The sequence below is a fragment of the Streptococcus mitis genome, assembly GCF_001281025.1.
In the GTDB taxonomy this organism is placed as follows: domain Bacteria; phylum Bacillota; class Bacilli; order Lactobacillales; family Streptococcaceae; genus Streptococcus; species Streptococcus mitis_AK.
Genome location: NZ_CP012646.1, coordinates 1,784,040 through 1,810,893, shown reverse-complemented (window position 1 = coordinate 1,810,893; position 26,854 = coordinate 1,784,040). Strand labels below are relative to the sequence as shown.

26 protein-coding genes and 1 pseudogene are annotated in these 26,854 nt (G+C 39.6%); 21 read left to right on the top strand and 6 right to left on the bottom strand.

The annotated features are described in order from the left end of the window. The first annotated feature begins 71 nt into the window (after window positions 1-71). Genes RN80_RS08885 through RN80_RS09950 form a run of 5 tightly spaced genes read left to right on the top strand, consistent with a single transcriptional unit; the run spans window position 72 to window position 2,744 of the window. Entirely contained in the window at window positions 72-536 is a 465-nt protein-coding gene (locus RN80_RS08885; RefSeq protein WP_060628675.1) for a stage II sporulation protein M, read from the top strand. Window positions 537-547: 11 nt separating this feature from the next. Beyond that, window positions 548-1,054 carry a hypothetical protein gene (locus RN80_RS08880; protein WP_060628674.1) on the top strand — a complete coding sequence of 169 codons (507 nt, stop codon included), beginning with the start codon at window positions 548-550 and terminating at the stop codon, window positions 1,052-1,054. 18 nt (window positions 1,055-1,072) lie between these two features. Further along, entirely contained in the window at window positions 1,073-1,933 is an 861-nt protein-coding gene (locus tag RN80_RS08875; RefSeq protein ID WP_001202678.1) for an ABC transporter ATP-binding protein, read from the top strand. Further along, the gene (locus RN80_RS08870) at window positions 1,914-2,567 is read left to right on the top strand and encodes an ABC-2 transporter permease (RefSeq protein WP_060628673.1); all 654 of its coding nucleotides are present in this window, start codon (window positions 1,914-1,916) and stop codon (window positions 2,565-2,567) included. Before RN80_RS08875 ends, RN80_RS08870 begins: the two co-directional genes overlap by 20 nt. Window positions 2,568-2,579: 12 nt before the next feature. Continuing rightward, window positions 2,580-2,744 carry a hypothetical protein gene (locus tag RN80_RS09950; protein WP_153198681.1) on the top strand — a complete coding sequence of 55 codons (165 nt, stop codon included), beginning with the start codon at window positions 2,580-2,582 and terminating at the stop codon, window positions 2,742-2,744. A 205-nt stretch (window positions 2,745-2,949) separates the two neighbouring features. Here the strand turns inward: RN80_RS09950 and RN80_RS08865 are convergent, their stop codons facing one another. Genes RN80_RS08865 through RN80_RS08855 form a run of 3 tightly spaced genes read right to left on the bottom strand, consistent with a single transcriptional unit; the run spans window position 2,950 to window position 4,795 of the window. After that, the gene (locus tag RN80_RS08865) at window positions 2,950-3,714 is read right to left on the bottom strand and encodes a hypothetical protein (RefSeq protein WP_060628672.1); all 765 of its coding nucleotides are present in this window, start codon (window positions 3,712-3,714) and stop codon (window positions 2,950-2,952) included. 15 nt (window positions 3,715-3,729) lie between these two features. Beyond that, a complete protein-coding gene (locus tag RN80_RS08860) occupies window positions 3,730-4,425 on the bottom strand; it encodes an ABC transporter ATP-binding protein (RefSeq protein WP_000054197.1) in 696 nt (231 codons plus the stop codon). A 4-nt stretch (window positions 4,426-4,429) separates the two neighbouring features. Continuing rightward, window positions 4,430-4,795 carry a GntR family transcriptional regulator gene (locus RN80_RS08855; protein ID WP_060628671.1) on the bottom strand — a complete coding sequence of 122 codons (366 nt, stop codon included), beginning with the start codon at window positions 4,793-4,795 and terminating at the stop codon, window positions 4,430-4,432. A 139-nt stretch (window positions 4,796-4,934) separates the two neighbouring features. Here RN80_RS08855 and nrdR point away from each other — a divergent pair, with 139 nt between their 5' ends. The 14 genes from nrdR to recG all read left to right on the top strand — a co-directional run bounded on the left by nrdR (window position 4,935) and on the right by recG (window position 19,002). Then, the gene (gene nrdR, locus RN80_RS08850) at window positions 4,935-5,408 is read left to right on the top strand and encodes a transcriptional regulator NrdR (protein ID WP_001203672.1); all 474 of its coding nucleotides are present in this window, start codon (window positions 4,935-4,937) and stop codon (window positions 5,406-5,408) included. Continuing rightward, window positions 5,409-6,578: a replication initiation and membrane attachment family protein gene (locus RN80_RS08845; protein ID WP_060628670.1), complete on the top strand. Its 1,170-nt coding sequence runs from the start codon at window positions 5,409-5,411 to the stop codon at window positions 6,576-6,578. Further along, on the top strand, window positions 6,579-7,475 hold the full coding sequence (dnaI, locus tag RN80_RS08840) for a primosomal protein DnaI (RefSeq protein WP_060628669.1): 897 nt from the start codon (window positions 6,579-6,581) through the stop codon (window positions 7,473-7,475). Then, window positions 7,472-8,185, top strand: coding sequence for an NADPH-dependent oxidoreductase (locus RN80_RS08835; RefSeq protein WP_060628668.1), 714 nt, complete (start codon window positions 7,472-7,474; stop codon window positions 8,183-8,185). Before dnaI ends, RN80_RS08835 begins: the two co-directional genes overlap by 4 nt. A 13-nt stretch (window positions 8,186-8,198) precedes the next feature. Next, window positions 8,199-9,509: a ribosome biogenesis GTPase Der gene (gene der, locus RN80_RS08830; protein ID WP_001207696.1), complete on the top strand. Its 1,311-nt coding sequence runs from the start codon at window positions 8,199-8,201 to the stop codon at window positions 9,507-9,509. A gap of 83 nt (window positions 9,510-9,592) precedes the next feature. Continuing rightward, entirely contained in the window at window positions 9,593-9,928 is a 336-nt protein-coding gene (locus RN80_RS08825) for a hypothetical protein (protein WP_045612523.1), read from the top strand. 65 nt (window positions 9,929-9,993) lie between these two features. Next, window positions 9,994-10,341, top strand: a complete 348-nt coding sequence (locus RN80_RS10165; RefSeq protein WP_060628667.1) for a hypothetical protein — start codon at window positions 9,994-9,996, stop codon at window positions 10,339-10,341. A gap of 32 nt (window positions 10,342-10,373) precedes the next feature. Beyond that, window positions 10,374-10,664, top strand: a complete 291-nt coding sequence (locus tag RN80_RS08815; RefSeq protein WP_060628666.1) for a hypothetical protein — start codon at window positions 10,374-10,376, stop codon at window positions 10,662-10,664. Between the two features lie 145 nt (window positions 10,665-10,809). Further along, entirely contained in the window at window positions 10,810-13,323 is a 2,514-nt protein-coding gene (gene secA, locus RN80_RS08810) for a preprotein translocase subunit SecA (protein WP_023943775.1), read from the top strand. Between the two features lie 80 nt (window positions 13,324-13,403). Beyond that, complete coding sequence (locus RN80_RS08805) at window positions 13,404-14,435, top strand: 3-deoxy-7-phosphoheptulonate synthase (RefSeq protein ID WP_049500894.1); 1,032 nt, start codon at window positions 13,404-13,406, stop codon at window positions 14,433-14,435. Window position 14,436: 1 nt separating this feature from the next. Then, window positions 14,437-15,468, top strand: coding sequence for a 3-deoxy-7-phosphoheptulonate synthase (locus RN80_RS08800; protein ID WP_049500897.1), 1,032 nt, complete (start codon window positions 14,437-14,439; stop codon window positions 15,466-15,468). A 44-nt stretch (window positions 15,469-15,512) separates the two neighbouring features. Continuing rightward, window positions 15,513-15,875: a holo-ACP synthase gene (gene acpS / locus RN80_RS08795; protein WP_060628665.1), complete on the top strand. Its 363-nt coding sequence runs from the start codon at window positions 15,513-15,515 to the stop codon at window positions 15,873-15,875. Then, window positions 15,865-16,968: an alanine racemase gene (gene alr, locus RN80_RS08790; protein ID WP_060628664.1), complete on the top strand. Its 1,104-nt coding sequence runs from the start codon at window positions 15,865-15,867 to the stop codon at window positions 16,966-16,968. The genes acpS and alr overlap by 11 nt, the downstream gene beginning before the upstream one ends. Window positions 16,969-16,986: 18 nt before the next feature. Further along, a complete protein-coding gene (gene recG, locus RN80_RS08785) occupies window positions 16,987-19,002 on the top strand; it encodes an ATP-dependent DNA helicase RecG (protein ID WP_060628663.1) in 2,016 nt (671 codons plus the stop codon). Between the two features lie 501 nt (window positions 19,003-19,503). On the opposite strand, the pseudogene RN80_RS10305 reads toward recG, so the two are convergent. From RN80_RS10305 to RN80_RS08775, 3 genes and pseudogenes are all read right to left on the bottom strand, one after another. Then, a pseudogene (locus tag RN80_RS10305) lies at window positions 19,504-19,607 on the bottom strand (Rpn family recombination-promoting nuclease/putative transposase); the annotation flags it as partial. 4 nt (window positions 19,608-19,611) lie between these two features. Continuing rightward, on the bottom strand, window positions 19,612-20,499 hold the full coding sequence (locus RN80_RS08780) for an Rpn family recombination-promoting nuclease/putative transposase (RefSeq protein ID WP_060628662.1): 888 nt from the start codon (window positions 20,497-20,499) through the stop codon (window positions 19,612-19,614). Between the two features lie 141 nt (window positions 20,500-20,640). Continuing rightward, entirely contained in the window at window positions 20,641-21,192 is a 552-nt protein-coding gene (locus RN80_RS08775; RefSeq protein WP_060628661.1) for a GNAT family N-acetyltransferase, read from the bottom strand. 283 nt (window positions 21,193-21,475) lie between these two features. On the opposite strand from RN80_RS08775, the gene RN80_RS08770 reads away from it, so the two are divergent. After that, window positions 21,476-22,456: an acetylxylan esterase gene (locus RN80_RS08770; protein WP_060628660.1), complete on the top strand. Its 981-nt coding sequence runs from the start codon at window positions 21,476-21,478 to the stop codon at window positions 22,454-22,456. Between the two features lie 310 nt (window positions 22,457-22,766). Next, window positions 22,767-26,645 carry an SIALI-17 repeat-containing surface protein gene (locus RN80_RS08765; RefSeq protein ID WP_080998536.1) on the top strand — a complete coding sequence of 1,293 codons (3,879 nt, stop codon included), beginning with the start codon at window positions 22,767-22,769 and terminating at the stop codon, window positions 26,643-26,645. The last annotated feature ends 209 nt before the right edge of the window (window positions 26,646-26,854 follow it).

Sequence of the window (26,854 nt, the reverse complement as noted above, 5' to 3'; positions counted from 1 at the left end):
GAAAAATTGGGGAAGACACTAACTTCCTCAATTTTTCAAAATTTTCTATACGAAATTGATGAGGGCAAATAATGGTCAAAAAGTATATGTTTTCAATCTATCTTTGTAGTGCTATAATTATGCTGTGTTTTTCTCTTTCATCTGAAAAGCAATTTATAACAAATGCAAGTGTAGTTTTCGGCTTTGATGATTTTATACAAATCTTGTTAAAAAATACTGTCGCAAGTATATGGCTACTTTCAGCTTATCTATTGGGGGATATGATTATATATATTTTTTTCATCACTAATGGTATTGTTTTAGGAGCGTTGCTTTCCTCTTTCCCAAATATGTTCTATTTATTATTAGTAATACCACATGGTGTTATTGAGGTTTTTTCTTATATTTATCTATCTGATACGATAATCAATCATCGAAAAGGATGTTACGATAAACAGGATTTTATTAAACGTTTAAAGATATCCTTTTTGCTATTAATACTTGGGGCAGGAATTGAAGCATTTATTACACCCTTAATGATTAATTTTATTGAGTAAGGAGTGAATATATGATAAAAAATATTAAATTATTTGTATTGAGTATATTTGCAGTATTTATATTTGTTGTTAGATATATTTTGATTTCAAAAGATATACTTCAAGATAAATTTCGGTTTGAGTTTAATGTTTATACCATGTTCATTTTTATTGTGATATCACTAATAATAACTATAGGTGTTTTTATATTAAATATCCATATAAATTATTATGTAATCAGTAAATTGTTAAATAAATTTTGCGATATTAATGTAAGTAGATCATATTTAAAAAATTCACTTTACTATACATATATATCCGCTTATTCTATTGCTAATTTTGTGTTAATAATATTAGGATTAGGAACGAAAATAACTGACCAGTATTTTATATTTATTAGTGTTATTAACTATGTTCTAGTTTCTTTGCTGTTGTTACTGGAATTAAAAAAACTTAATGTGCCAAATAAAGTTAATATTTTATTGGCGAGTCTTATTTTTTTAGGGAATAGCTTAACGATTTTATACATGATGTTATAATTTAGATGAGGTGTTAACATGAGAGCCAGATCAATAGTTAATATAAAAAATTTAACCAAGCAGTATGGGGATTTTCAATTGCAAGTCCGTAACTTAGAGATTCCGGAAGGTAAGGTTATTGGACTGATTGGTGAAAACGGAGCTGGTAAATCTACTTTACTGAATCTGATTTTAAATCAACTACAGATTGAGAAGGATAGTATAAGGGTTTTTGAACAAACTTATTCAGAGCATGAGCAAGATATTAAATCGAAACTAGGGGTTGTCTTAGAACAAAACTTTTTTCCAGTTTCATTTTCGGTGGAGCAAGTTGAAAGAATGATGAGCATGATTTATCCTAGTTGGGATAAAAAGTTATTTTACACTTTTATTCAAAAGTTTAACTTACCATCTCAAAAACAGATGAAAGAATTTTCCAGAGGAATGGTGGTGAAACTTAATTTTGCGTCTGCACTCGCTCATCGCCCGAGACTATTAATTGCAGATGAGGCCACAAGTGGCTTGGATCCTATTGTTAGGCGAGAGATCTTATCTATTTTAGAAGAGTATGTTAAAAAAGAGAATATGACCGTAATCTTATCTTCACATATTTTGAGTGACTTAGAACAGGCGGCAGATTATTTTATTTTTATCCATAATGGGGAGATTCTTCTAGAGGGAGACAGAGAAAATTTACTGAACCGATTTATGATTAAAACAGAAATAAAGAACAATATGGATCAAGTAGACATTTATTATAAATTAGAAGAGGGTGATAGTGTTCGATATTTAGTAGTTGTATCTGACAAGAGTAAGGACGAGAGTAATTATGCAACGCTTTGGGAAATTTTATTATTTTTAGTCAAAGGAGAACGAATAAATGAAAGGACTACTATATAAAGATGCGCAACTTATTTTAAATAAAGTAAAGATAATTAATAGAATATTTATTGCCTTAGCCTTATTCTTAATTACAATCTTTGCAAGAGAATCGGGGACAATTTTTTTACTAATAGTGTTACCAATAAGTTTAGCTTCTCTTCCCACAGCTTTAGTTGTATCAGATAGTGAGAATGGTTGGAATCAATTTGTAGGAGTTTTTCCAATTTCAAAATCTAAGATAATTTTAGCGAGGTATCTCTCTTGTATTTCTTTTATTCTTTTGGTAAGTTCTATAGTATTGAGTTTAAGTCTTGCTACCCATGTCATGTTTAATCAATACAGTCTCAATCTACATTTAATTATGGCATTGATTGGAATAATCTTTGGAATCATGTATGTAGCCTTATTGCTTCCTTCCGTATATGCCTTTGGTGCTTTTGGAAATACGATTGTCAATATACTGGTACTATCGTTAGTTATGGGATTAGTGTATGGTCTTCAGAAAACGACTTTCGGCATGATTTTCATTAACTGGATTAGTTCAGCTAATCATTTCCTTCTAGTTATAAGTATCATAATTTTGGCCAGTATCATGATTGGGGTTTCTTTTATACTTTCAACTAAAATCTATTGTAAAATATTTATTAAGTAAAGGAGCAGTGCTATGAATAATAAGAAAATATGTCGTCTAATATCTATATGTTTAGCAATCTTTTCAGCTGTTCTTGCAGTCGTTTTATTTGCATGGGGAGAAAGAGGGCAAGTTTTTATAGCTATGGTACCTCTCTTTTTATCAAAGTTCGTAGATAATATTGGAAAAAATAAATGACGAATGACTGTGCTTGGTAGGTAAAATGAAGTTGGTGTTTTGAGGCTGGGCAAAAACTCAATTAGAGGAGAAAATAAAGCAAATTTTCTAACAATAAAACGCATAATATCAAAGATTTTTAACACTTGATATTATGCGTTTTCTGATTTTAAAGACTTTTTGTCCTATGAGTATGTTATATATCTAGGTAAAAATTATTTAAAAACTATTGCAAATTAACCTTGTTTTTCAAAATATAGTAGGTTCCGAGGTAAAAGATAGCTATGAATATGAGTTCTTCAACAATGCCTACGCTTGCTCCCATATAGAAATTATCATTGAATCCTGCAAGTGAATTAATATAGAAGTTAGTACTGGTATTGAAGAAAACTTCAATAAATCCAATGACGATTTGGATACCGATGTAGGCTGCAACAGCGAGTGCTGTACGGTATTCATTGAAAAGTTGTCCGATGGAAATAGCCAAGTAGATGCAGAGGATTCCAGAAATGGTATTTAGTAGGAAGGATAAGACAGTAAGACCAAAGCCGGTAAAATGTTCTGCAACAAATGACAGAAGAGTAGAAAGTTGAACTTCATCAGAATTTGTTGACAATAAGATAATATAGATACATAGGAGTAAGACAGCAGTGCTAATCAACGACCAGATAAAGGCACCGATTAGTTTGGCTGTGATGATATGGTGTTCAGAAACTGGCAAGGTTAAAGTCAGATAGCCTTGTCGGTCATAGACACTTCCTTTGAATCGTTTAATAATCAAGAAGATAGTTGAAATCACAAGTGTAACCATCAAACCACCAAAGACAGTAGATAGAAAAAAAAGTAGAACAGATAGATTTTTTTCAGGTAGTTTGATTAAGGATTGTGTCTGAATTCCAATAAGAACAGAGAGGAAGAGAACAGCACCATAAAGAGCTAAATACCACTTGTTAACATTTTTAAATTCGTAGCGAACTAAATTCCAAAACATAATAATCTCCTTTGCTTAGGCCTTAAATTCCTGACGGAAGAGCTGGTCAATGGATTCACCAGACTCATAGCGAATATCATCTACATTTCCTTGACGGACGACTTTTCCGTCCTTAAGGAAGACAATTTCATCCAAGATTGGCTCGATATCAGAAATCAAGTGGGTAGAAATCAAAACGGTAGAAGTTGGGGAGTAGTTGTTGATAATAGTATTGAGGATATACTCACGGGCTGCTGGGTCCACTCCACCAATAGGTTCGTCCAAAACATAGAGGCGGGCATCACGGCTCATAACCAAAATCAGTTGTACCTTTTCCTTGTTTCCTTTTGATAGTTTCTTGAGACGACTATTTTCATCAATGCCGAGGTCTGCAAGTAGATGATGGGCGCGTTCAAGATTGAAATCTTTATAGAAGGTCTTGAAGTAGGTTAGGGCTTCTTTGACCTTCATTTGTTCATTGAGATAGGTCGTATCCGGCAAATAAGCTACGATAGCCTTGGTTGCTGGGCTTGGGTCCATGTCGTTGATAAGGACACGTCCTTGATCTGGTTGTAAGAGGCCATTGATTAGTTTAATCAGGGTTGTTTTTCCTGAGCCATTTGGCCCAAGGAGACCAACAATTTTTCCAGCTGGGATGTCAAGAGAAACATTTTCAAGGGCTGGTGTTGCTCCATAAGATTTGGATACATTTTCAAATGCTAGTAATGACATAGGCTTAAACTCCTTTAATATAATCGCTGACTACGCATGGTAGTTCTTCTTTTTCATAGCCAAAATGGGTCATGGAGGAAACGAAGTGTTCCAATTCTTCTTCCGATAATTGTTTGCGCGATTGGGCGATCAGTTCCTTATCCTCAGTCACAAATCGTCCAGTTGTTCGCTTGCTGTAGACAAATCCTTCTCGTTCAAGGTCTGACAAGGCTCTTTGGATGGTGTTGGGATTGACACCGGCCTCGCTAGCTAGCTCTCTCACGGTTGGAAGTTGTTGATTGGGTTCCAGTGTATGGGAAACAATCTGAAGCTTGATTTTCTCCATAATCTGTAAATAGATGGGTTTTTTGTTGTCAAATGTCCAGGACATCTTGGTCTCCTTTCTTTTATCTCTTTGTCTTAATTAAATAATACAACAAAACAAAAAACTTGTCAAGCAAAAAGAAGAATTGTTTTGGGAATCGCTTAAAAAATGGTATAATGAAAAGAAAACGATAAGGAGGGAAAGGATGCGTTGTCCAAAATGTGGGGCTACCAAGTCAAGTGTTATCGATAGTCGCCAAGCAGAAGAAGGGAACACTATTCGTAGAAGACGTGAGTGCGACGAATGCCAACACCGTTTTACAACCTACGAACGAGTAGAAGAAAGAACCTTAGTGGTTGTTAAAAAAGATGGCACACGGGAACAATTCTCCAGAGATAAAATCTTTAATGGGATTATCCGCTCAGCCCAGAAACGTCCTGTGTCAAGTGATGAAATCAACATGGTAGTCAATCGTATCGAACAGAAACTCCGTGGTCGAAATGAAAATGAAATTCAAAGTGAGGACATTGGTTCACTCGTCATGGAGGAGTTGGCTGAGTTGGATGAGATTACCTATGTACGTTTTGCCAGTGTCTATCGTAGTTTTAAGGATGTGAGTGAGTTAGAGAGCTTGCTCCAACAAATCACCCAGTCCTCTAAAAAGAAAAAGGAAAGATAAATGAAGCCAATTGACCGTTTTTCTTATCTAAAGAATAATCGGGTGTCGCAAGATACCTCATCTCTGGTACAGTGCTACCTCCCGATTATCGGTCAGGAGGCACTGAGCCTTTATCTTTATACAATCAGTTTTTGGGATAACGGCAGAAAGGAATATCTTTTTTCAAGCATTCTTAACCATCTCAACTTTGGGATGGACAGACTCTTAAAATCCTTGAAAATCCTATCTGCTTTCAATCTCTTAACCCTCTATCAAAATGGGGATACCTATCAGCTAGCCCTCCATGCTCCTCTTTCAAGTCAAGATTTCTTGGAACATCCTGTTTATCGTAGACTTTTAGAGAAAAAGATTGGTGATGCAGCTGTGGAGGATTTGAAAGTTGAGAGTGCTGAGGGAGAAGAAATACCTGTCTCACTCAATCAAGTCTTTCCAGACTTGGCAGAACTGGGAAGTCAAGAAGACTTTGGTCTCAAGAAGAAAGTGGCCAACGATTTTGACTTAGACCATTTTCGTCAGCTTATGGCTCGAGATGGGCTTTGTTTTGCGGATGAGCAGTCCGATGTCTTGAACCTCTTTGCCATTGCCGAGGAAAAGAAATGGACCTGGTTTGAGACCTATCAATTGGCCAAGTCAACAGCTGTTTCCCAGGTTATTTCAACCAAACGCATGCGGGAAAAAATTGCTCAAAAACCTGTTTCCTCTGACTTTAGTCCTAAGGAAGCAACCATTATCAAGGAAGCCAAAAGTAAAACGGCCTTGCAGTTCTTGGCAGAAATCAAGCAAACACGTAAGGCAAGTATTACCCAAACAGAAAGAGAACTTTTGCAACAGATGGCTGGGTTGGGCTTGCTGGACGAAGTCATCAATATTATTCTCTTATTGACCTTTAATAAGGTAGATTCGGCAAACATCAATGAGAAATATGCCATGAAGGTAGCCAATGATTATGCATACCAAAAGATTCATTCGGCAGAAGAGGCAGTCTTGCGCATCCGTGAACATGGGCAAAAGAGTCAGGCTCAAAAAAGCAGTAAACCCAGTCCTACCAAGTCCAATGTACCCAAGTGGAGCAATCCAGATTATAAGAATGAAACCAGCGAGGAAACTCGTCTGGAACTAGAACGTAAGAAACAAGAACTATTAGCTAGATTAGAAAAAGGAGGAGATTAGATGGAAAGTGTCGGAGACGTACTCAAACGTCAACCTAGCCGTTTTCATTATCAAGATTTGGTCCAGAAAATCATGAAGGATCCTGATGTTGCGGCCTTTATCCAGCAAGAATCCCTTACTCCAGAGGAATTGAATCGCAGTATCTCCAAATTTAATCAGTACATTACCGAGCGTGACAAGTTTCTCCGAGGAGATACAGATTATATTGCCAAAGGCTACAAGCCTATACTAGTCATGAATCATGGCTATGCGGACGTTTCATATGAAGAAACTCCTGAACTAATCGCGGCGGAAAAAGAAGCGGCTATTAAGAACCGCCTCAAGTTAATCAATCTGCCAGCTAGTCTCAGGAAAGCTAGTTTGGCTCAAGTAGACTTGGATGATTTGGGGCGCTTGCCAGTTTTTGAAAAGCTATTAGCCTTCGTGGAGCAATATCCAGCTATTCGAAAAGGACTTTACCTATATGGAGACTTTGGTGTGGGTAAAAGTTTTATGGTGGCGGCCTTAGCTCATGATTTATCAGAAAAACGTGGTGTTTCATCCACTCTCCTCCACTATCCTAGCTTTGTCATCGATGTCAAAAATGCTATCGGTGATGGCAATGTCAAGACCTTGGTGGATGAGATTAAGCTTTCTGAAGTCCTGATTTTAGATGATATTGGCGCCGAGCAATCAACACCTTGGGTGCGTGACGAAATCCTGCAGGTCATTCTCCAATATCGGATGCAGGAAGATTTACCGACCTTTTTCACCTCCAACTTCAACTTTGAAGAATTGGAGCTGCATTTCGCTAAAGGGAAAAATGGAAATGACGAAACCTGGGAAGCCAGACGGGTCATGGAACGCATCCGTTATTTGGCCGAGGAGACTCGTTTAGAAGGAGTGAACCGTCGATGACAGAAATAATCAAATTAATGAAGGCTCATACTTCAGTGCGCAGGTTTAAAGAGCAAGAGATTCCTCAAGCAGACTTAAATGAGATTTTGAAATCTGCACAAATGGCTTCGTCTTGGAAGAATTTCCAATCATACTCTGTGATTGTTGTAAAAAGTCAAGAGAAGAAAGATGCCTTGTATGAATTGGTGCCTCAAGAAGCAATTCGCCAGTCTGCTGTTTTCCTTCTCTTTGTCGGAGATTTGAACCGAGCAGAAAAGGGAGCACGACTCCATAGGGATACCTTCCAACCCCAAGGTGTAGAAGGTCTCTTGATTAGTTCGGTCGATGCGGCCCTTGCTGGTCAAAATGCCTTGCTGGCAGCTGAAAGCTTGGGCTATGGTGGTGTCATTATTGGCTTGGTGCGATACAAGTCAGAAGAAGTAGCAGAACTCTTTAATTTGCCTGACTACACCTATCCTGTCTTTGGGATGGCACTGGGTCTTCCAAATGAAGAACATGAAGTCAAACCTCGCTTGCCATTGCATCAAGTGGTGTTTGAGGAAGAATACCGAGAACAGTCAACTGATGCAATCGAAGCTTATGACCGTGTACAGGCGGACTATGCTGGAGCGCGTGCGACCACAAGCTGGAGTCAGCGCCTAGCAGAACAGTTTGGTCAAGCAGAACCAAACTCAACTAGAAAAAATCTTGAACAGAAGAAGTTATTGTAGAAAGTGAGAAATTATGGCCCTACCAACTATTGCCATTGTAGGACGTCCCAATGTTGGGAAATCAACCCTATTTAATCGGATCGCTGGTGAGCGAATCTCCATTGTAGAGGATGTCGAAGGAGTGACACGTGACCGTATCTATGCAACGGGTGAGTGGCTCAATCGTTCGTTTAGCATGATTGATACAGGAGGAATCGATGATGTCGATGCTCCTTTCATGGAACAAATCAAGCACCAGGCAGAAATTGCCATGGAAGAAGCAGATGTTATCGTCTTTGTCGTATCTGGTAAGGAAGGAATTACCGATGCAGACGAATACGTAGCCCGTAAGCTTTATAAGACCCATAAACCAGTTATCCTCGCAGTTAACAAGGTGGACAACCCTGAGATGCGAAATGATATCTATGATTTCTATGCTCTTGGTTTGGGTGAACCATTGCCTATCTCATCTGTCCATGGTATCGGTACAGGGGATGTGCTAGATGCCATCGTAGAAAATCTTCCAAATGAATATGAAGAAGAAAATCCAGATGTGATTAAGTTTAGCTTGATTGGTCGTCCTAACGTCGGAAAATCAAGCTTGATCAATGCTATCTTGGGAGAAGACCGTGTCATTGCTAGTCCAGTTGCTGGAACAACGCGTGACGCCATTGATACCCACTTTACAGATACAGATGGTCAAGAGTTTACCATGATTGATACGGCTGGTATGCGTAAGTCTGGTAAGGTTTATGAAAATACCGAGAAATATTCTGTCATGCGTGCCATGCGTGCTATTGACCGTTCAGATGTGGTCTTAATGGTCATCAATGCGGAAGAGGGTATCCGTGAATACGACAAGCGTATCGCAGGATTTGCCCATGAAGCTGGTAAAGGGATGATTATCGTAGTCAACAAGTGGGATACGCTTGAAAAAGACAACCACACTATGAAAAACTGGGAAGAAGATATCCGTGAGCAGTTCCAATACCTGCCTTACGCCCCGATTATCTTTGTATCCGCTTTGACCAAGCAACGTCTCCACAAACTTCCTGAGATGATCAAGCAAATCAGCGAAAGTCAAAACACACGTATTCCATCAGCTGTCTTGAACGATGTGATTATGGATGCTATTGCCATCAACCCAACACCGACAGACAAAGGGAAACGCCTCAAGATTTTCTATGCGACCCAAGTGGCAACCAAACCACCAACCTTTGTTATCTTTGTCAACGAAGAAGAACTCATGCACTTTTCTTACCTGCGTTTCTTGGAAAATCAAATCCGCAAGGCCTTTGTCTTTGAAGGAACACCAATCCATCTCATCGCAAGAAAACGTAAATAAAAAAGTAGAATCTGGAATGACATTTCCAGATTTTTTTGATAGAATGAAGTTGAAGAAAACGCTATCAAAAAGAGGTGTCGATGATGGAACATTTGTTTAAATTCTTACTTTTAGCACCTTACTTTTATTTTGATAACTGGATTGAAAAGGCCAACAGAAATAGTAAATTTTTCCCAATTTTTTACTATTTTTACTGGGTTTACATCCCCCTCTATTCTCTTTTTAGCCTTGCTTGGACAGTTGTTTCAGTTCTGTTTTTCAATATCGTCTTGAGAAATGTGACAGATATCAAGTTTTGGGTCATTTGGTTTCTTTTTATTCTGCTAGCTATTGGTCTGAATTGGTTAACTTATTCCTGTTTCAAAAAAATGTTTCGCTTGAGACGGGAACTAGGGAAGTCTAAAGGTGGAAGGCATTGATTTATATTGGTAATAACACTTAATAGAACGAAACTAAAGAAAACAATTTTAAAGAGGAGGTGTCGATGATGAAACTGTCGTTTAATTGGTTTCATTTAATACTCTTATTTCCTTGTTTTTATTTTTTCTATTGGATAGACAATGCTGATAGAAACAGTAAGTTTTTCCCCATTATCTACTATTTCTACTGGATTTATATTTCCCTTTTAGCTCTGTTTAGCTTGGATATGACAATTTTTTCATTCTTATTTTTCCCTTTTGTTCTAAATCATGAATCAGATGCTAGTACTTGGGGTGTTTGGTTGCTTTTGATAGTCTTATCTCTAGGCAGTGACTGGTTAGACTATATCTTTTTCAAAAACATGTTTCGCTTGAGACGGGAACTAGGACAATCTAAAGGCGAAAGGCATTGATTTATATGGTTTTTATTGATAGGAGGTAGCTTATGGCACATCTAAAATCATTTATTACACGCTATTCCAAGATTTATATTGGGTTAGTTCTGCTTATCTGGCTTGCTTTCTTCTTTGTTCCTTGGGATAAACCAGTTCTGGGAATATCTATCAATCTCTTAATCATGCAGAAAATCTTGCTAGTTTTTGGAATTCTGTCCATTTTGATGGCCTTGTTATCCAAGAAAGTCAGTCTTTTTGTTTTTGGACTTATCTGTTGTCTTTCTTTTTGGATAAATCTATTTATCCTATTTGCGATTTTGCCGATTTTTGTTGGCAATTAAATCATCATAAAAGTCAGAGAGGTTAGCTTGGAAACTAGCCTCTTTTTCCTTTTCAAAATGGGGATTCTTCCTTGAAAATAATCAGTAATTGTGCTAAAATTAAAAGAACATTCTAAAATATTCGGAATTTAAAGTAAGGAAAAACATGGCTAATATTTTAAAAACAATTATCGAAAATGATAAAGGAGAAATCCGTCGTCTGGAAAAGATGGCTGACAAGGTTTTCAAATACGAAGACCAAATGGCTGCTTTGACAGATGACCAACTAAAAGCAAAAACAGTTGAATTTAAAGAACGTTATCAAAATGGAGAATCACTGGATTCATTGCTTTATGAAGCATTTGCGGTTGTCCGTGAGGGTGCCAAACGTGTCCTAGGACTTTTTCCATATAAGGTTCAGGTTATGGGGGGAATCGTTCTTCACCATGGTGACGTGCCAGAGATGCGTACAGGGGAAGGGAAAACCTTGACTGCGACTATGCCGGTTTACCTCAATGCCCTTTCAGGTAAAGGGGTTCACGTAGTTACGGTAAATGAATATCTATCAGAACGTGACGCGACTGAGATGGGTGAATTGTACTCATGGCTTGGTTTGTCAGTAGGGATTAACTTGGCTGCCAAATCTCCAATGGAGAAAAAAGAAGCCTATGAGTGTGATATTACCTACTCAACCAACTCAGAAATCGGATTTGACTACCTTCGTGACAACATGGTCGTTCGTGCTGAAAACATGGTACAACGCCCGCTTAACTATGCCTTGGTCGATGAGGTTGACTCTATCTTGATTGACGAGGCCCGTACACCTTTGATCGTATCAGGTGCTAACGCAGTTGAAACTAGTCAGTTGTATCACATGGCAGACCACTATGTAAAATCTTTGGACAAAGACGACTACATCATCGATGTGCAATCTAAGACTATTGGATTGTCTGATTCGGGTATTGACAAGGCTGAAAGCTACTTCAAGCTTGAAAACCTCTATGATATCGAAAATGTGGCTTTGACTCACTTTATCGATAATGCCCTTCGTGCCAACTATATCATGCTTCTCGATATTGACTATGTGGTGAGCGAAGAGCAAGAAATCTTGATTGTCGACCAATTTACAGGTCGTACTATGGAAGGTCGTCGTTATTCTGATGGATTGCACCAAGCGATTGAAGCTAAAGAAGGTGTGCCAATTCAGGATGAAACTAAGACATCTGCCTCAATCACGTACCAAAACCTTTTCCGTATGTACAAGAAATTGTCTGGTATGACAGGTACAGGTAAGACTGAGGAAGAAGAATTCCGTGAAATCTACAACATTCGTGTTATTCCAATCCCAACAAACCGTCCTGTTCAACGTATTGACCACTCAGACCTTCTTTATGCAAGTATCGAGGCTAAGTTTAAGGCGGTTGTCGAAGACGTTAAGGCTCGTTACCAAAAAGGTCAGCCTGTCTTGGTTGGTACAGTAGCGGTTGAAACCAGTGACTACATTTCTAAGAAATTGGTCGCAGCTGGCGTTCCTCACGAAGTCTTAAATGCTAAAAACCACTATAAAGAAGCCCAAATCATCATGAATGCTGGTCAACGTGGTGCTGTTACTATCGCAACCAACATGGCCGGTCGTGGTACCGACATCAAGCTTGGTGAAGGAGTTCGCGAATTGGGTGGACTTTGTGTGATTGGTACAGAACGCCATGAAAGCCGTCGTATCGATAATCAGCTTCGTGGACGTTCAGGTCGTCAAGGAGACCCAGGTGAGTCACAATTCTACCTATCTCTTGAAGATGACTTGATGAAACGTTTTGGTTCTGAACGCTTGAAGGGAATCTTTGAACGTCTCAACATGTCTGAAGAGGCCATTGAGTCTCGTATGTTGACACGTCAGGTTGAAGCAGCGCAAAAACGTGTCGAAGGAAATAACTACGATACCCGTAAACAAGTCCTTCAATATGATGACGTCATGCGTGAACAACGTGAGATTATCTATGCTCAACGTTACGATGTTATCACTGCAGACCGTGACTTGGCACCTGAAATTCAGGCTATGATCAAACGCACGATTGGTCGTGTCGTTGATGGTCATGCGCGTGCCAAACAAGATGAAAAACTAGAGGCAATTTTGAACTTTGCTAAGTACAACTTGCTTCCAGAAGATTCTATTTCAATCGAAGACTTGTCAGGTTTGTCTGATAAGGCTATTAAGGAAGAACTCTTCCAACGGGCCTTGCAAGTTTACGATAGTCAGGTTTCAAAACTACGCGATGAAGAAGCAGTTAAAGAATTCCAAAAAGTCTTGATTCTACGAGTGGTAGATAACAAGTGGACAGATCATATCGATGCCCTAGATCAATTACGTAACGCGGTTGGACTTCGTGGCTATGCTCAGAACAACCCTGTTGTCGAGTATCAGGCAGAAGGTTTCCGTATGTTTAATGACATGATTGGTTCGATTGAGTTTGATGTGACACGCTTGATGATGAAAGCACAAATTCATGAACAAGAAAGACCACAAGCAGAACACCATATCAGTACAACAGCGACCCGCAATATCGCTGCCCACCAAGCAAATATACCAGAAGATTTGGATTTGAGTCAGATTGGACGGAATGAACTTTGCCCATGTGGTTCTGGTAAGAAGTTTAAAAACTGTCACGGTAAAAGACAATAAAATGAGATAGTTTAGAGGCGGATACCTTGTGAAAAGTAAATTTTTACTTGGTATCCGTTTGATTTATAAGGAGATGAGTTATGGTATTTACAGCAAAAAGTCCTAAAATTAATATTGAAGAAGTTCGTGCCTTATCAAAATTAGAAGGTCAAGCTTTGGAGAGAAAATCTCAGCGCGATCAAGAGCTAGAAGCCATTATACGTGGAGAAGACCAGCGAATTCTCTTGGTAATCGGGCCATGCTCATCTGACAATGAAGAAGCTGTTCTTGAATACGCTAAGCGTTTGGCAGCTTTGCAAGAAGAAGTGGCAGACCGTATCTTTATGGTTATGCGTGTTTACACTGCCAAACCTCGTACTAACGGAGATGGCTATAAGGGCTTGATTCACCAGCCTAATGCGACAGAAGCACCTAGTCTTATCAACGGAATCAAAGCTGTTCGCCATCTTCACTATCGTGTTATCACAGAAACAGGTATGACGACAGCTGATGAAATGCTTTATCCTGAAAATCTTCCGCTTGTAGATGATTTGATTTCTTACATGGCGGTTGGTGCCCGTTCAGTTGAAGACCAGCAACACCGCTTTGTGGCAAGTGGAGCAGATTTCGCGACTGGGTTTAAAAATCCAACATCTGGAAATCTCAATGTTATGTTTAATGGGATTTATGCTGCTCAAAACAAACAAAGTTTCCTTTTCCTAGGGAAAGAAGTGGAAACAACTGGGAACCCGCTTTCGCACGCTATTCTTCGTGGAGCAATCAATGAGTATGGTAAGAATATTCCTAACTACTACTATGATAATTTGATGGATACCATTGCCCAATATGAGAAAATGGGCTTGGAAAATCCTTTTATCATTGTGGACACCAATCATGACAATTCTGGTAAGCAATACATGGACCAGATTCGAATTGTCCGCCAGACCTTGATTAACCGTGATTGGAATGAAAAAATCAAGCAGTACGTTCGTGGCTTTATGATTGAATCTTATCTAGAAGACGGCCGTCAAAACGAACCGGAAGTATTTGGCAAGTCTATCACAGACCCTTGCCTTGGCTGGGAAAATACGGAAGCCCTCGTCAGAGAAATCTACCAAACGCTAGGAGAATAAGATGGCATTTATTGAAAAAGGTCAAGAAATCGATATTGAAGCAATCAAAGCAGAAACTCAATTGTCTGCGGAAGCCTTGCGATTAAAGGAGCGTCGTGATAGAGAAATGGCAGACATCATTTCAGGAGAAGATGACCGGATCCTTTTGGTGATTGGTCCTTGCTCGTCTGACAATGAAGAGGCTGTCTTGGAATATGCCCGCCGTTTATCCGCCTTGCAAAAGAAGGTGGCGGACAAGATTTTCATGGTTATGCGTGTTTATACAGCTAAACCTCGCACCAACGGAGACGGCTATAAAGGTTTGGTTCACCAACCAGATACCTCTAAGGCTCCAAGTCTGATTAACGGCTTGCAGGCTGTGCGCCAGTTACACTACCGCGTGATTACAGAGACTGGTTTGACAACGGCAGATGAGATGCTTTATCCGTCAAATCTGGTCTTGGTAGATGATTTGGTCAGCTACCATGCTGTTGGGGCTCGTTCTGTGGAAGACCAAGAGCACCGCTTTGTGGCTTCAGGGATTGATGCACCAGTGGGGATGAAAAATCCAACCTCTGGGAATCTTGGGGTTATGTTTAACGGTATCTATGCTGCTCAGAACAAACAGACCTTCCTCTTTCATGGCCAAGAAGTTGAGACTTCAGGAAATCCCTTGGCTCACGTCATCCTTCGTGGCGCAGTTAATGAATATGGGAAAAATGAGCCTAACTTTTACTATGAAACTTTGCTAAATGCCATTGAACGCTATGAAACCATGGGACTTGAAAATCCCTTTATCCTCATTGATACCAACCATGATAACTCAGGCAAGCAATATATGGAACAGATTCGAATTGTTCGCCAGACTTTGCAGAATCGTGATTGGAATGAGAAGATTAAAAAGACAGTTCGAGGCTTTATGATTGAATCTTACCTAGCAGATGGTCGTCAAAATCAACCAGAGGTCTTTGGTTGCTCTATTACTGACCCTTGCCTAGGTTGGGAAAATACAGAGGCCTTGGTAGAAGAAATCTATGCTACCTTGACAAAATAAGTGAAAAGGATGGAGTTGGGGAATCTCAACTCCTTTTGATGAGAATGATAGTTGGACACGGAATTGACATCGAAGAATTGGCTTCGATAGAAAGCGCAGTTACACGACATGAAGGTTTTGCTAAGCGCGTGCTGACCGCTAAGGAAATGGAGCGGTTTAACAGTCTTAAAGGGCGCAGACAAATCGAATATTTGGCTGGTCGTTGGTCGGCTAAGGAGGCCTTTTCTAAGGCCATGGGAACTGGTATTGGCAAGCTCGGTTTTCAGGATTTAGAAGTCTTGAACAATGAACGCGGGGCGCCTTATTTTAGTCAGTCACCATTTCCAGGAAAGATTTGGCTGTCTATCAGCCATACCGATCAGTTTGTGACAGCCAGTGTCATTTTGGAGGAAAATCATGAAAGCTAGTCCACATAGACCAACCAAGGCTCTGATTCATCTGGGAGCTATTCGACAAAATATTCAGCAAATGGGGGCTCATATCCCTCAAGGAACGCTCAAATTTGCAGTAGTCAAGGCTAATGCCTATGGTCATGGGGCTGTTGCTGTTGCGACGGCTATTCAAGATGATGTTGATGGCTTTTGCGTTTCGAATATTGATGAAGCCATTGAACTCAGACAAGCTGGACTCAGGAAGAAAATCCTCATTTTAGGAGTTTCTGATCTAGAAGCTGTTTCTCTTGCTAAAGAATACGATATCACCTTGACTGTGGCTGGACTGGAGTGGATTCAAGCACTCTTAGATAAGGAAGCGGACCTAACTGGATTGACAGTCCACCTTAAGATTGACTCAGGAATGGGACGGATTGGTTTTCGAGAGGCCGGTGAGGCTGAGCAGGCTCAAGTTTTGCTCCAACAACACGGTGCTCGTGTTGAAGGAATTTTTACCCACTTTGCTACTGCAGACGAGGAATCAGATGACTACTTTAATGCCCAGTTAGAACGGTTTAAAACTATTTTGGCTAGTATGAAGGAAGTTCCAGAGCTGGTTCATGCCAGTAATTCGGCAACGACTCTTTGGCATGCAGAGACTATTTTTAATGCGATCCGTATGGGAGATGCCATGTATGGTCTTAATCCTAGCGGAGAGGTTTTGGACTTACCCTATGACTTGAAACCAGCCTTGACCTTGGAGTCTGCTTTAGTTCATGTTAAGACAGTTCCAGCTGGAGCTTGCATGGGCTATGGAGCTACTTATCAGGCGGATAGCGAGCAAGTCATCGCGACGGTACCAATCGGCTATGCGGATGGTTGGACACGAGACATGCAGAATTTTACTGTCTTGGTAGATGGCCAAGCTTGCCCAATCGTTGGGCGGGTTTCGATGGACCAAATCACCATTCGTCTGCCTAAGCTTTATCCCTTAGGAACAAAAGTCACCCTCATTGGTTCTAACGGGAACAAGGAAATCACAGCTACTCAGGTAGCGACCTACCGTGGGACTATTAACTATGAGGTGGTTTGTCTTCTCAGCGACCGCATTCCGAGAGAATATTATTAGAAAAGAAAGGAGTGGAGCATGAATCTACATCAACCCTTGCATGTCTTACCTGGTGTGGGACCAAAGTCAGCAGAAAAATACGCCAAACTAGGAATTGAAAATTTGCAAGACCTCTTGTTCTACTTTCCTTTCCGTTATGAAGACTTTAAGACTAAGCAGGTGCTTGAATTGGAGGATGGTGAAAAGGCGGTTCTTTCTGGTCAAGTTGTGACTCCTGCCAGTGTCCAGTATTATGGTTTCAAGCGCAATCGCCTGCGTTTTAGCCTCAAGCAGGGAGAAGTCGTTTTTGCGGTTAATTTCTTTAACCAGCCCTATCTGGCTGATAAGATAGAGTTGGGAGCAACTCTTGCCGTCTTTGGAAAATGGGACCGTGCCAAGGCTAGTCTGACAGGGATGAAGGTCCTGGCTCAGGTGGAAGATGACCTCCAGCCTGTCTATCGTTTGGCTCAAGGAATCAGTCAGGCCAGTCTGGTCAAGGTCATCAAGACGGCTTTTGATCAGGGACTGGACCTCTTGATTGAGGAAAATCTTCCCCAGTCTTTGCTGGACAAATACAAACTCATGTCCCGTTGTCAGGCCGTTCGTGCCATGCATTTCCCCAAGGATTTGGCAGAATACAAGCAGGCCCTTCGCCGTATCAAGTTTGAGGAACTCTTTTATTTCCAAATGCAATTGCAGATGCTTAAGTCTGAAAATAGAGTTCAGGGAAGCGGTCTGGTTCTGGATTGGTCTCAGGAAAAGGTGACAGCTGTCAAAGAAAACCTGCCTTTTGCCCTGACTCCAGCTCAAGAAAAGAGTTTGCAGGAAATTTTGACCGACATGAAGTCGGACCACCACATGAATCGTCTCTTGCAAGGAGATGTGGGGAGTGGAAAAACAGTCGTCGCTGGCTTGGCCATGTTTGCGGCGGTGACAGCTGGCTATCAGGCAGCCCTCATGGTGCCAACAGAAATTCTCGCAGAGCAACATTTTGAGAGTCTACAGAGTCTCTTCCCAGACCTAAAACTTGCTCTCTTGACAGGTTCCTTGAAAGCTGCAGAAAAGAGGGAAGTTTTGGAGACTATTGCCAAGGGTGAGGCTGATTTGATTATCGGAACCCACGCTCTGATACAAGATGGAGTGGATTATGCTCGTCTGGGCTTGATTATCATCGATGAGCAGCACCGCTTTGGTGTGGGGCAAAGGCGTATTTTACGGGAAAAAGGCGACAACCCAGATGTCCTCATGATGACGGCGACTCCTATCCCACGGACGCTTGCTATCACAGCCTTTGGCGACATGGATGTGTCCATTATTGACCAGATGCCAGCAGGGCGGAAGCCTATTGTGACACGTTGGATCAAACATGAGCAACTAGCTCAGGTCTTGACTTGGTTAGAGGGGGAAATCCAAAAAGGTTCTCAAGCCTATATCATCTCTCCCTTGATTGAAGAATCAGAAGCTCTGGATCTGAAAAATGCCATTGCTTTATCAGAGGAGCTGACAGCTCATTTTGCAGGTAAGGCAGAAGTGGCTCTTCTACATGGTAAGATGAAGAGTGATGAAAAAGACCAGATTATGCAGGAGTTCAAAGAGCAAAAAACGGATATTCTAGTTTCGACAACGGTTATCGAGGTCGGGGTCAACGTTCCCAATGCGACCGTCATGATTATCATGGATGCGGATCGCTTCGGGCTAAGCCAGCTTCACCAGCTCAGAGGTCGTGTGGGTCGGGGAGATAAGCAGTCTTATGCAGTTCTCGTTGCCAATCCTAAGACGGATTCTGGGAAAGACCGCATGCGCATCATGACAGAAACCACCAATGGATTTGTCCTTGCTGAGGAAGATTTGAAAATGCGTGGTTCAGGTGAAATTTTTGGAACCAGACAGTCAGGACTCCCAGAATTCCAAGTGGCTGATATTATTGAAGATTTTCCGATTTTAGAAGAAGCCAGAAAGGTTGCTAGTTACATTAGTTCGATAGAAGCTTGGCAAGAGGATCCAGAATGGCGCATGATTGCCCTTCATTTGCAGAAGAAAGAACATCTAGATTAAGCTTTTTCTAAGGAAATCTTAAGCTAGCTTTCAGGTTTGGCCCTTATACTAGAGTCATCAAAAAGAAACGAGGACTCTCACATGACAGTAACGATCAAAGTAAATTACCAAACCACTTTCCAAAAGAAAGAAGCGACAAACTGATATAAATAGAAGGAAGAAAGAGCGGAAATGCTCTTTTTTTGTTCCTAAAAGCACAATTTATTGAATCTAAAATAGCACACTGCGGATTCTAAAAAATTTCTAGAAATTATAGTAGATTGAATCCGAAATAGTCCACCGAGTTTTCTAAAACCTTGCTAGAAATTAGCTTGAATTCCGTAATCAATTTGTTCAGTTTTTATTTCATTTGATTATAATTTGACTTTCCTAATTTCTTTGTTCATATCTTATTTCAATACACCATATCTTACTATTTCAGAGCCCACATCTAGCATAACTAAAAAAGCAGATTCTTCCATCTATTACGGAAAAATCTGTCATTGATTAAATGATTTACAAAAACTCCAACCAAGGCTTGCGAACCTCGTCTTTGCTGGTTCCTCTACATTTTTTAATTCCAAAAATGCCATCTTGACTAGATGATGTTCTTGACAGTTAGTGCTGGTCTTATAACAATGCCTCAAACTCAGCGACAGTCATGCCCAATTGCTCACTCGCAAATTCGGAAGTTAAAACATGTTGGCGTACTAAATCTAGAAAGGTAAAGACTTTCCCACGCTCCAGTCCCTGTTCAATCCCTTCTGCCCTAGCAGTTTCCAAGGCATAGTCCTGTGCTAACAAGGCTTGTTCTTCACGCATACGTAGTTGACTAAACATTTTCCTGTCCTCCTCGGACCAGCTCTTGTAGTCTAGCAGTTGGTCTGCCTGGCTGATGGCTCGCTCGGGTTCCTGAGTAAAGGGTTTATTCCCAAAAAACTCCAACCACGGTTTGCGAACGCTATCCTTGCTGGTTTCTTTGTATTTTTTTAGTTCCAAGAACGCCATCTTGACTAGATGATTTTCTTGTCCATTGTTTGTGATGGTTAAGACCTCACCTGTCGTGTCTTCGCGCATACTAAAGCTATGAAAAGCCAAATCATCTGAGAAGTAATTGCTATCCACGATAGCAATAGCATAAACTGGTGCGATATGTTTGTAACTCTGGTGTGTATCACCTTCTCGCTGACGAATTTTTTCTAGATTTTGATTGACCTGACTGCACAGGTAAGCCCACAGGCGATTGATGAAAAAATTCTGATGATGTACCTGAATCTCAATAATTACTTGAGTGCCATTGTCCAACTCCGCCAAAACATCTATACTGGTATAAAAATCCTGTGCTGAGTACGGCAGGGAAGGTAAGACGTGAATGTTACTTCCCTCCAAAATCGTCACATTTTTTGCTGGCAAGTCCAGCATATCGCGAATAAATTGACAAGTGATTTCTGGATTGCTAAAGATTTTCTTAGCAACCAAGTCATTGGTTGGACTGATGCCCGGATGTCTGAGAATCATCCATTCCCTCCTTCTATTATACCATATTTTAAAATCTAATTTTGCTAGATTCGATGGTTCTATCTATTTATTCGGAAAAAAGAGGATAAATGAAATAGTAAATAAAAAATAAGAACAGCGGATAAGCAATAAATTTTAAGCTTATATGTCTTCTCCGCTTATCTGATAATAAATAAGGTCCGCAATATAGCCTTTTCTCTCTACCCCATTTGCTACAGTCTTTAGATAGAACATTCCAGCCTTCTCCATGACACGGCCTGAAGCTAGGTTGAGACTGGCATATCGAGCTTTGACTTTTTGAAATCCTGCTTGAGTAAAACAAAAGTCCAACACAGCTTTTAAGGCCTCTGTCATAAGACCACGACCCCAATAGTTTTTTCCTAAAACATAGCCAATTTCACAACTTAAATCTTCCTCGTGCATTTCAACGATGCTGATATCTCCTATCACTTGTTCTGGGTTTTCTTTGAGGTAAATGGCCCATTTGTAATAGTTGGGATTGGCATAGGAAGCAACCCAATTACGAATCGAGTTTCGAGTGACCTCAACATCAGGATGCGGATCCCAGGTGACGTAGGTTAGATTCTCAGCAGACGAAGCCCAATTTTGAAACATAGCTTCTGCATCACTCTCCACAAATCTTCTCAAAATCAAACGTTCTGTCTGTAACATTTGCGTACCGATTGCTTTCATGATGTTACCTCGCTTTCTGATAAATGATTCTCTGTCCAATCGCCATTGAAACTATAGTATATCGAGATAAGCTGTAGACAAATCAACTGGGACATTCACATTAATTTCTAAAAATACTTTAGAAGTTAATTGGTACTATTCTAGATTCAATTGATTATACTTTCTGTCAGTAGGTTTGAAGAAAGGAAAGCTAAATTCACTTTCTATTTACCCTTCTTTCTTGCAATGCTTTTCTAGATATGCTACAGTTGTGATAGCGATTACAAAATAAAAGGAGCATGTTATGAAAAATCTAGCTTTGTTAGAAGAAATCAAGACTTATAGAGGACGGGATGAGGTTCCAGAAGACTTTGATGCTTTCTGGGATGAGGAAGTGAAAAAAGTTTCAACTCTTCCAGCCTACCAGTTGGAGGAAAGAAATTTCCACATTCCTCAAGTTAAGTGCTATGAGTTAACGTTTGAAGGAACCAATGAAGGCAAGGTTTATGCACGCGTCGTTCTTCCAAAGAGTGAGGAGAAGGTTCCACTAATCTTCCATTTCCATGGTTATATGGGACGTGGTTGGGACTGGGCAGACATGCTAGCCTTCACCGTAGCCGGTTATGGTGTTGTTTCTATGGATGTGCGGGGGCAGTCGGGTTACTCACAAGATGGCTTGCGTTCTCCACTAGGAAATACGGTCAAGGGTCACATTATCCGTGGTGCCGTTGAAGGTCGAGACCAGCTCTTTTATAAGGATGTTTATCTGGACATTTACCAGTTGATCGAAATTGTTGCTAGTCTGCCTCAGGTAGATGAGAAGCGCCTTTCTAGCTATGGTGCCTCACAAGGAGGGGCTCTAGCCTTGGTTGCGGCAGCTCTCAATCCTCGAATTGAGAAAACTGTTGCCATCTATCCTTTCTTGTCAGACTTCAGACGGGTGCTTGAGATTGGGAATACTAGCGAGGCTTACGACGAACTTTTTCGTTATTTCAAGTTTCATGACCCCTTCCATGAAACTGAGGAGGAGATCATGGCGACCCTTGCTTATATCGATGTGAAAAATCTTGCCCATCGTATCAAGGGTGAGGTTAAGATGATTACGGGCTTGGACGATGATGTTTGCTATCCTATTACCCAGTTTGCGATTTACAATCGGCTGACCTGCGATAAGGCCTATCGTATCATGCCTGAGTATGCTCATGAAGCTATGAATGTTTTTGTCAATGACCAAGTCTACAACTGGCTCTGTGGCAGTGAGATTCCTTTTAAGTATGTAAAATAATGAATGAGAGAGCCTAGTAGCTCTCTTTTTGTGTAAGGGAGTTGAAAGTACTTTCAAAAAAAGCCAGAAAAGCAAAATATTTCTAAAAATAGAATCTATTATAGATCAACATAGAGAGAAATGTATTATTTTATTATATAATAAAGAAAAGTCTAGATTTTAAGAAGTAAAATAATTATTTAGGGAGTTATGTATTAATTGAGAATAATAAATTGCATTAATTATATTACTTCCTTATTTTAATTTTTCAACTAATTAAAAAATTTTAACCAAAAAAGAAAGCGCTTACCAAAAGTGTAGGAGGAATTATATGAATCAAAGTTATCTTAATCGTAAAAACCGATATGGTATTAGAAAATTTACCATTGGTGTTGCTTCGGTAGCTATTGGATCAGTTTTATTTGGTATTACACCGGCTTTAGCACAAGAAACTACAACTAATATTGATGTAAGTAAGGTAGAAACTCCTTTAGAAAGTGGAGCACCTGTATCAGAACCTGTAACTGAGGTAGTTTCTGGTAACTTAAATCACCTAGATAAGGATTTAGCTGATAAATTGGCTTTAGCGACTAATCAAGGAGTTGATGTTAATAAGCATAATTTGAAGGAAGAGACCTCGACACCAGAAGGAAACTCTGAACATCTTCCTGTAGAGTCCAATACAGGAAGTGAAGAAAGTATAGAGCATCATCCAGCAAAAATTGAAGGTGCAAATGATGCAGTCGTTCCTCCACGTGATTTTTTTGCCAGAGAGTTGACAAATGTAGAAACTGTTTTTGAAAGAGAGGATCTGGCTACTAATACTGGGAATGGGCAGAGAGTTGACCTAGCAGAAGAATTGGATCAGTTGAAACAACTTAAAAATGCTACCATTCATATGGAGTTTAAACCAGATGCCAATGCACCTCAATTTTATAATCTTTTCTCTGTGTCAAGTGATAAGAAGAAAGATGAATATTTTAGTATGTCTGTGAACAAGGGGACTGCAATGGTGGAAGCACGTGGTGCTGATGGAAGTCACTTTTATGGCAGTTATTCAGATGCATCTCTTAAAATAAAACCAGGACAATGGAATTCAGTTACTTTTACGGTAGAGAGACCAAAAGCAGATCAGCCAAATGGGCAGGTTCGTTTATATGTAAATGGAGTTTTATCTAGAACGAACACGAAATCAGGTCGCTTTATTAAAGATATGCCAGACGTCAATAAAGTACAGATTGGAGCTACTAGAAGAGCAAACCAAACAATGTGGGGGTCGAATCTTCAAATCCGTAATCTAACTGTATATAATCGTGCTCTAACCATCGAGGAAGTAAAAAAACGTAGCCAATTATTTGAAAGAAATGATTTAGAGAAAAAATTACCTGAAGGCGCTGAAGTTACTGAAAAGAAAGATATTTTTGAGAGTGGGAGAAATAACCAGCCAAATGGTGAAGGAATTAATAGTTACCGAATTCCAGCTTTATTAAAAACAGATAAGGGAACCTTGATCGCTGCGGGTGACGAACGACGTTTACACCATTTTGACTATGGTGATATTGGTATGGTAATTCGTCGCAGTCAAGATAATGGAAAGACTTGGGGAGATAAACTAACTATTTCTAATCTTCGCGATAATCCAGAAGCTACTGATAAGACTGCTACATCACCCCTTAATATTGATATGGTTCTAGTTCAAGATCCAACGACAAAACGGATTTTTTCAATTTATGATATGTTTCCAGAAGGGCGAGCTGTTTTTGGAATGCCAAATCAACCTGAAAAAGCTTATGAAGAAATAGGAGATAAAACTTATCAGGTTCTTTACAAACAAGGGGAGACGGAACGATATACACTAAGAGATAATGGTGAGATTTTCAATTCACAAAATCAAAAAACAGACTATCGAGTCGTGGTTAATCCTACAGAGGCTGGATTTAGAGATAAGGGAGATCTTTATAAAAATCAAGAATTAATTGGAAATATCTATTTTAAACAAAGCGATAAAAATCCATTCAGAGTAGCGAATACGAGCTATTTGTGGATGTCATATAGCGATGATGATGGAAAAACATGGTCTGCTCCAAAAGATATCACACCAGGTATTCGGCAAGACTGGATGAAATTCCTTGGAACAGGTCCTGGAACAGGAATTGTACTATGCAATGGCGCTCATAAAGGACGTATTTTAGTGCCAGCCTATACAACGAACAATATTTCGCATTTAGGCGGATCACAGTCTTCACGTTTGATTTATTCAGATGACCATGGACAAACTTGGCATGCTGGAGAGTCACCAAATGATAATCGACCTGTTGGAAATAGCGTTATCCATTCATCAAATATGAATAAAAGTAGTGCTCAAAATACAGAATCAACGGTTCTGCAATTAAACAATGGGGATGTAAAACTCTTTATGCGTGGATTGACTGGAGATCTTCAGGTTGCTACCAGTAAAGATGGTGGGGTTACTTGGGAGAAGACAATCAAACGTTATCCAGAAGTAAAAGATGCCTATGTTCAAATGTCAGCTATTCATACGATGCATGATGGTAAAGAGTACATTCTTCTTAGCAATGCTGCTGGACCAGGCCGTGAACGTAAAAATGGTTTAGTTCACTTGGCTCGTGTTGAGGAAAATGGTGAGCTAACTTGGTTAAAACACAATCCAATTCAGAATGGAGAATTTGCTTATAATTCATTGCAAGAGTTAGGTGGTGGTGAATACGGCTTATTGTATGAACATCGTGAAAATGGACAGAACTATTATACTTTATCCTATAAAAAATTTAATTGGGATTTTGTGAGTAAGGATTTGATTTCTCCGACAGAAGCAAAAGTTAGCCAAGCTTATGAGATGGGGAAAGGTGTTTTTGGTCTAGAATTTGATTCAGAAGTCCTGGTAAATCGAGCACCTATTTTGCGATTGGCAAATGGAAGAACAGCTGTCTTCATGACTCAGTATGATAGCAAAACTCTTTTATTTGCTGTAGATAAGAAAGATATTGGACAAGAAATTACTGGTATAGTTGATGGCAGTATTGAAAGTATGCATAATTTGACAGTCAACCTTGCTGGAGCAGGAATTCCTGGTGGGATGAATGCTGCGGAGAGTGTCGTGCATTATACTGAAGAATATACAGGTGCTTTGGGAACATCAGGTTTAGAAGGAGCTCCAACAATATCTGTTCCAGAATATGAAGGAGGAGTAAATTCTGAACTTGCCCTTGTTTCGGAGAAAGAAGATTATCGAGGAGGAGTAAATTCTGCTTCTTCTGTTGTAACAGAGGTTCCAGAGTATACTGGTCTTCTATCAACAGTAGGCTCAGAAGACGCTCCAACGGTATCAGTTCTAGAATATGAAGGAGGAGTAAACATTGACTCTCCGGAGGTAACAGAGGTTCCAGAATATAAAGAGCCAATAGGTACATCAGGATATGAGCTAGCTCCAACTGTTGACAAACCAGCATATACTGGAACTATAGAGCCATTGGAAAAAGAAGAAAATTCAGGAGCAATTATAGAAGAAGGAAACGTAAGTTCTATCACAGAAAACAATAATAAACCATTAAAAAATAACAATGTTACTACTAGTTCTATCATTTCAGAATCTTCCAAATTAAAACATACTTTAAAAAATGCAACAGGAAGTGTTCAAATTCACGCTTCAGAAGAAGTGTTGAAAAATGTTAAAGATGTTAAAATTCAAGAAGTTAAAGTCAGTTCTTTAAGTTCATTAAACTATAAAGCATATGATATCCAATTGAATGATGCAAGTGGTAAAGCTGTTCAGCCTAAAGGAACAGTAATTGTTACTTTTGCAGCGGAGCAGTCTGTGGAGAATGTTTATTATGTTGACTCTAAAGGAAACTTACACACACTTGAATTCCTACAAAAAGATGGGGAGGTCACTTTTGAGACAAATCATTTTAGTATATATGCTATGACTTTCCAACTTTCTTTGGATAATGTGGTACTTGATAATCATAGGGAAGATAAAAATGGTGAGGTTAATTCAGCATCTCCTAAGTTGTTATCAATAAATGGACACTCGCAATCTAGTCAACTGGAAAATAAAGTAAGTAATAATGAGCAGTCCAAGTTACCAAATACAGGTGAGGATAAGTCGATATCAACAGTTTTGCTAGGTTTTGTGGGTGTTATTTTAGGAGCCATGATTTTCTATAGACGAAAGGATAGTGAAGGTTAGTTATAAAATAATAGATATTACTTTTAAAAAGAAAATAAACCAGTCTAGAGTTCAGTAAAAAGATGGGAATTCTAGACGGGTTTAATTGATAGCAATGAATGGAAAATATTTAGATGTTGGTAAAAACTCAATTCCCAAACTCTCTGAAACTACTTTCAGAAACTGCTGTTCTATAAAGTACTTTTGAAACTGAAATCTATTATACTACA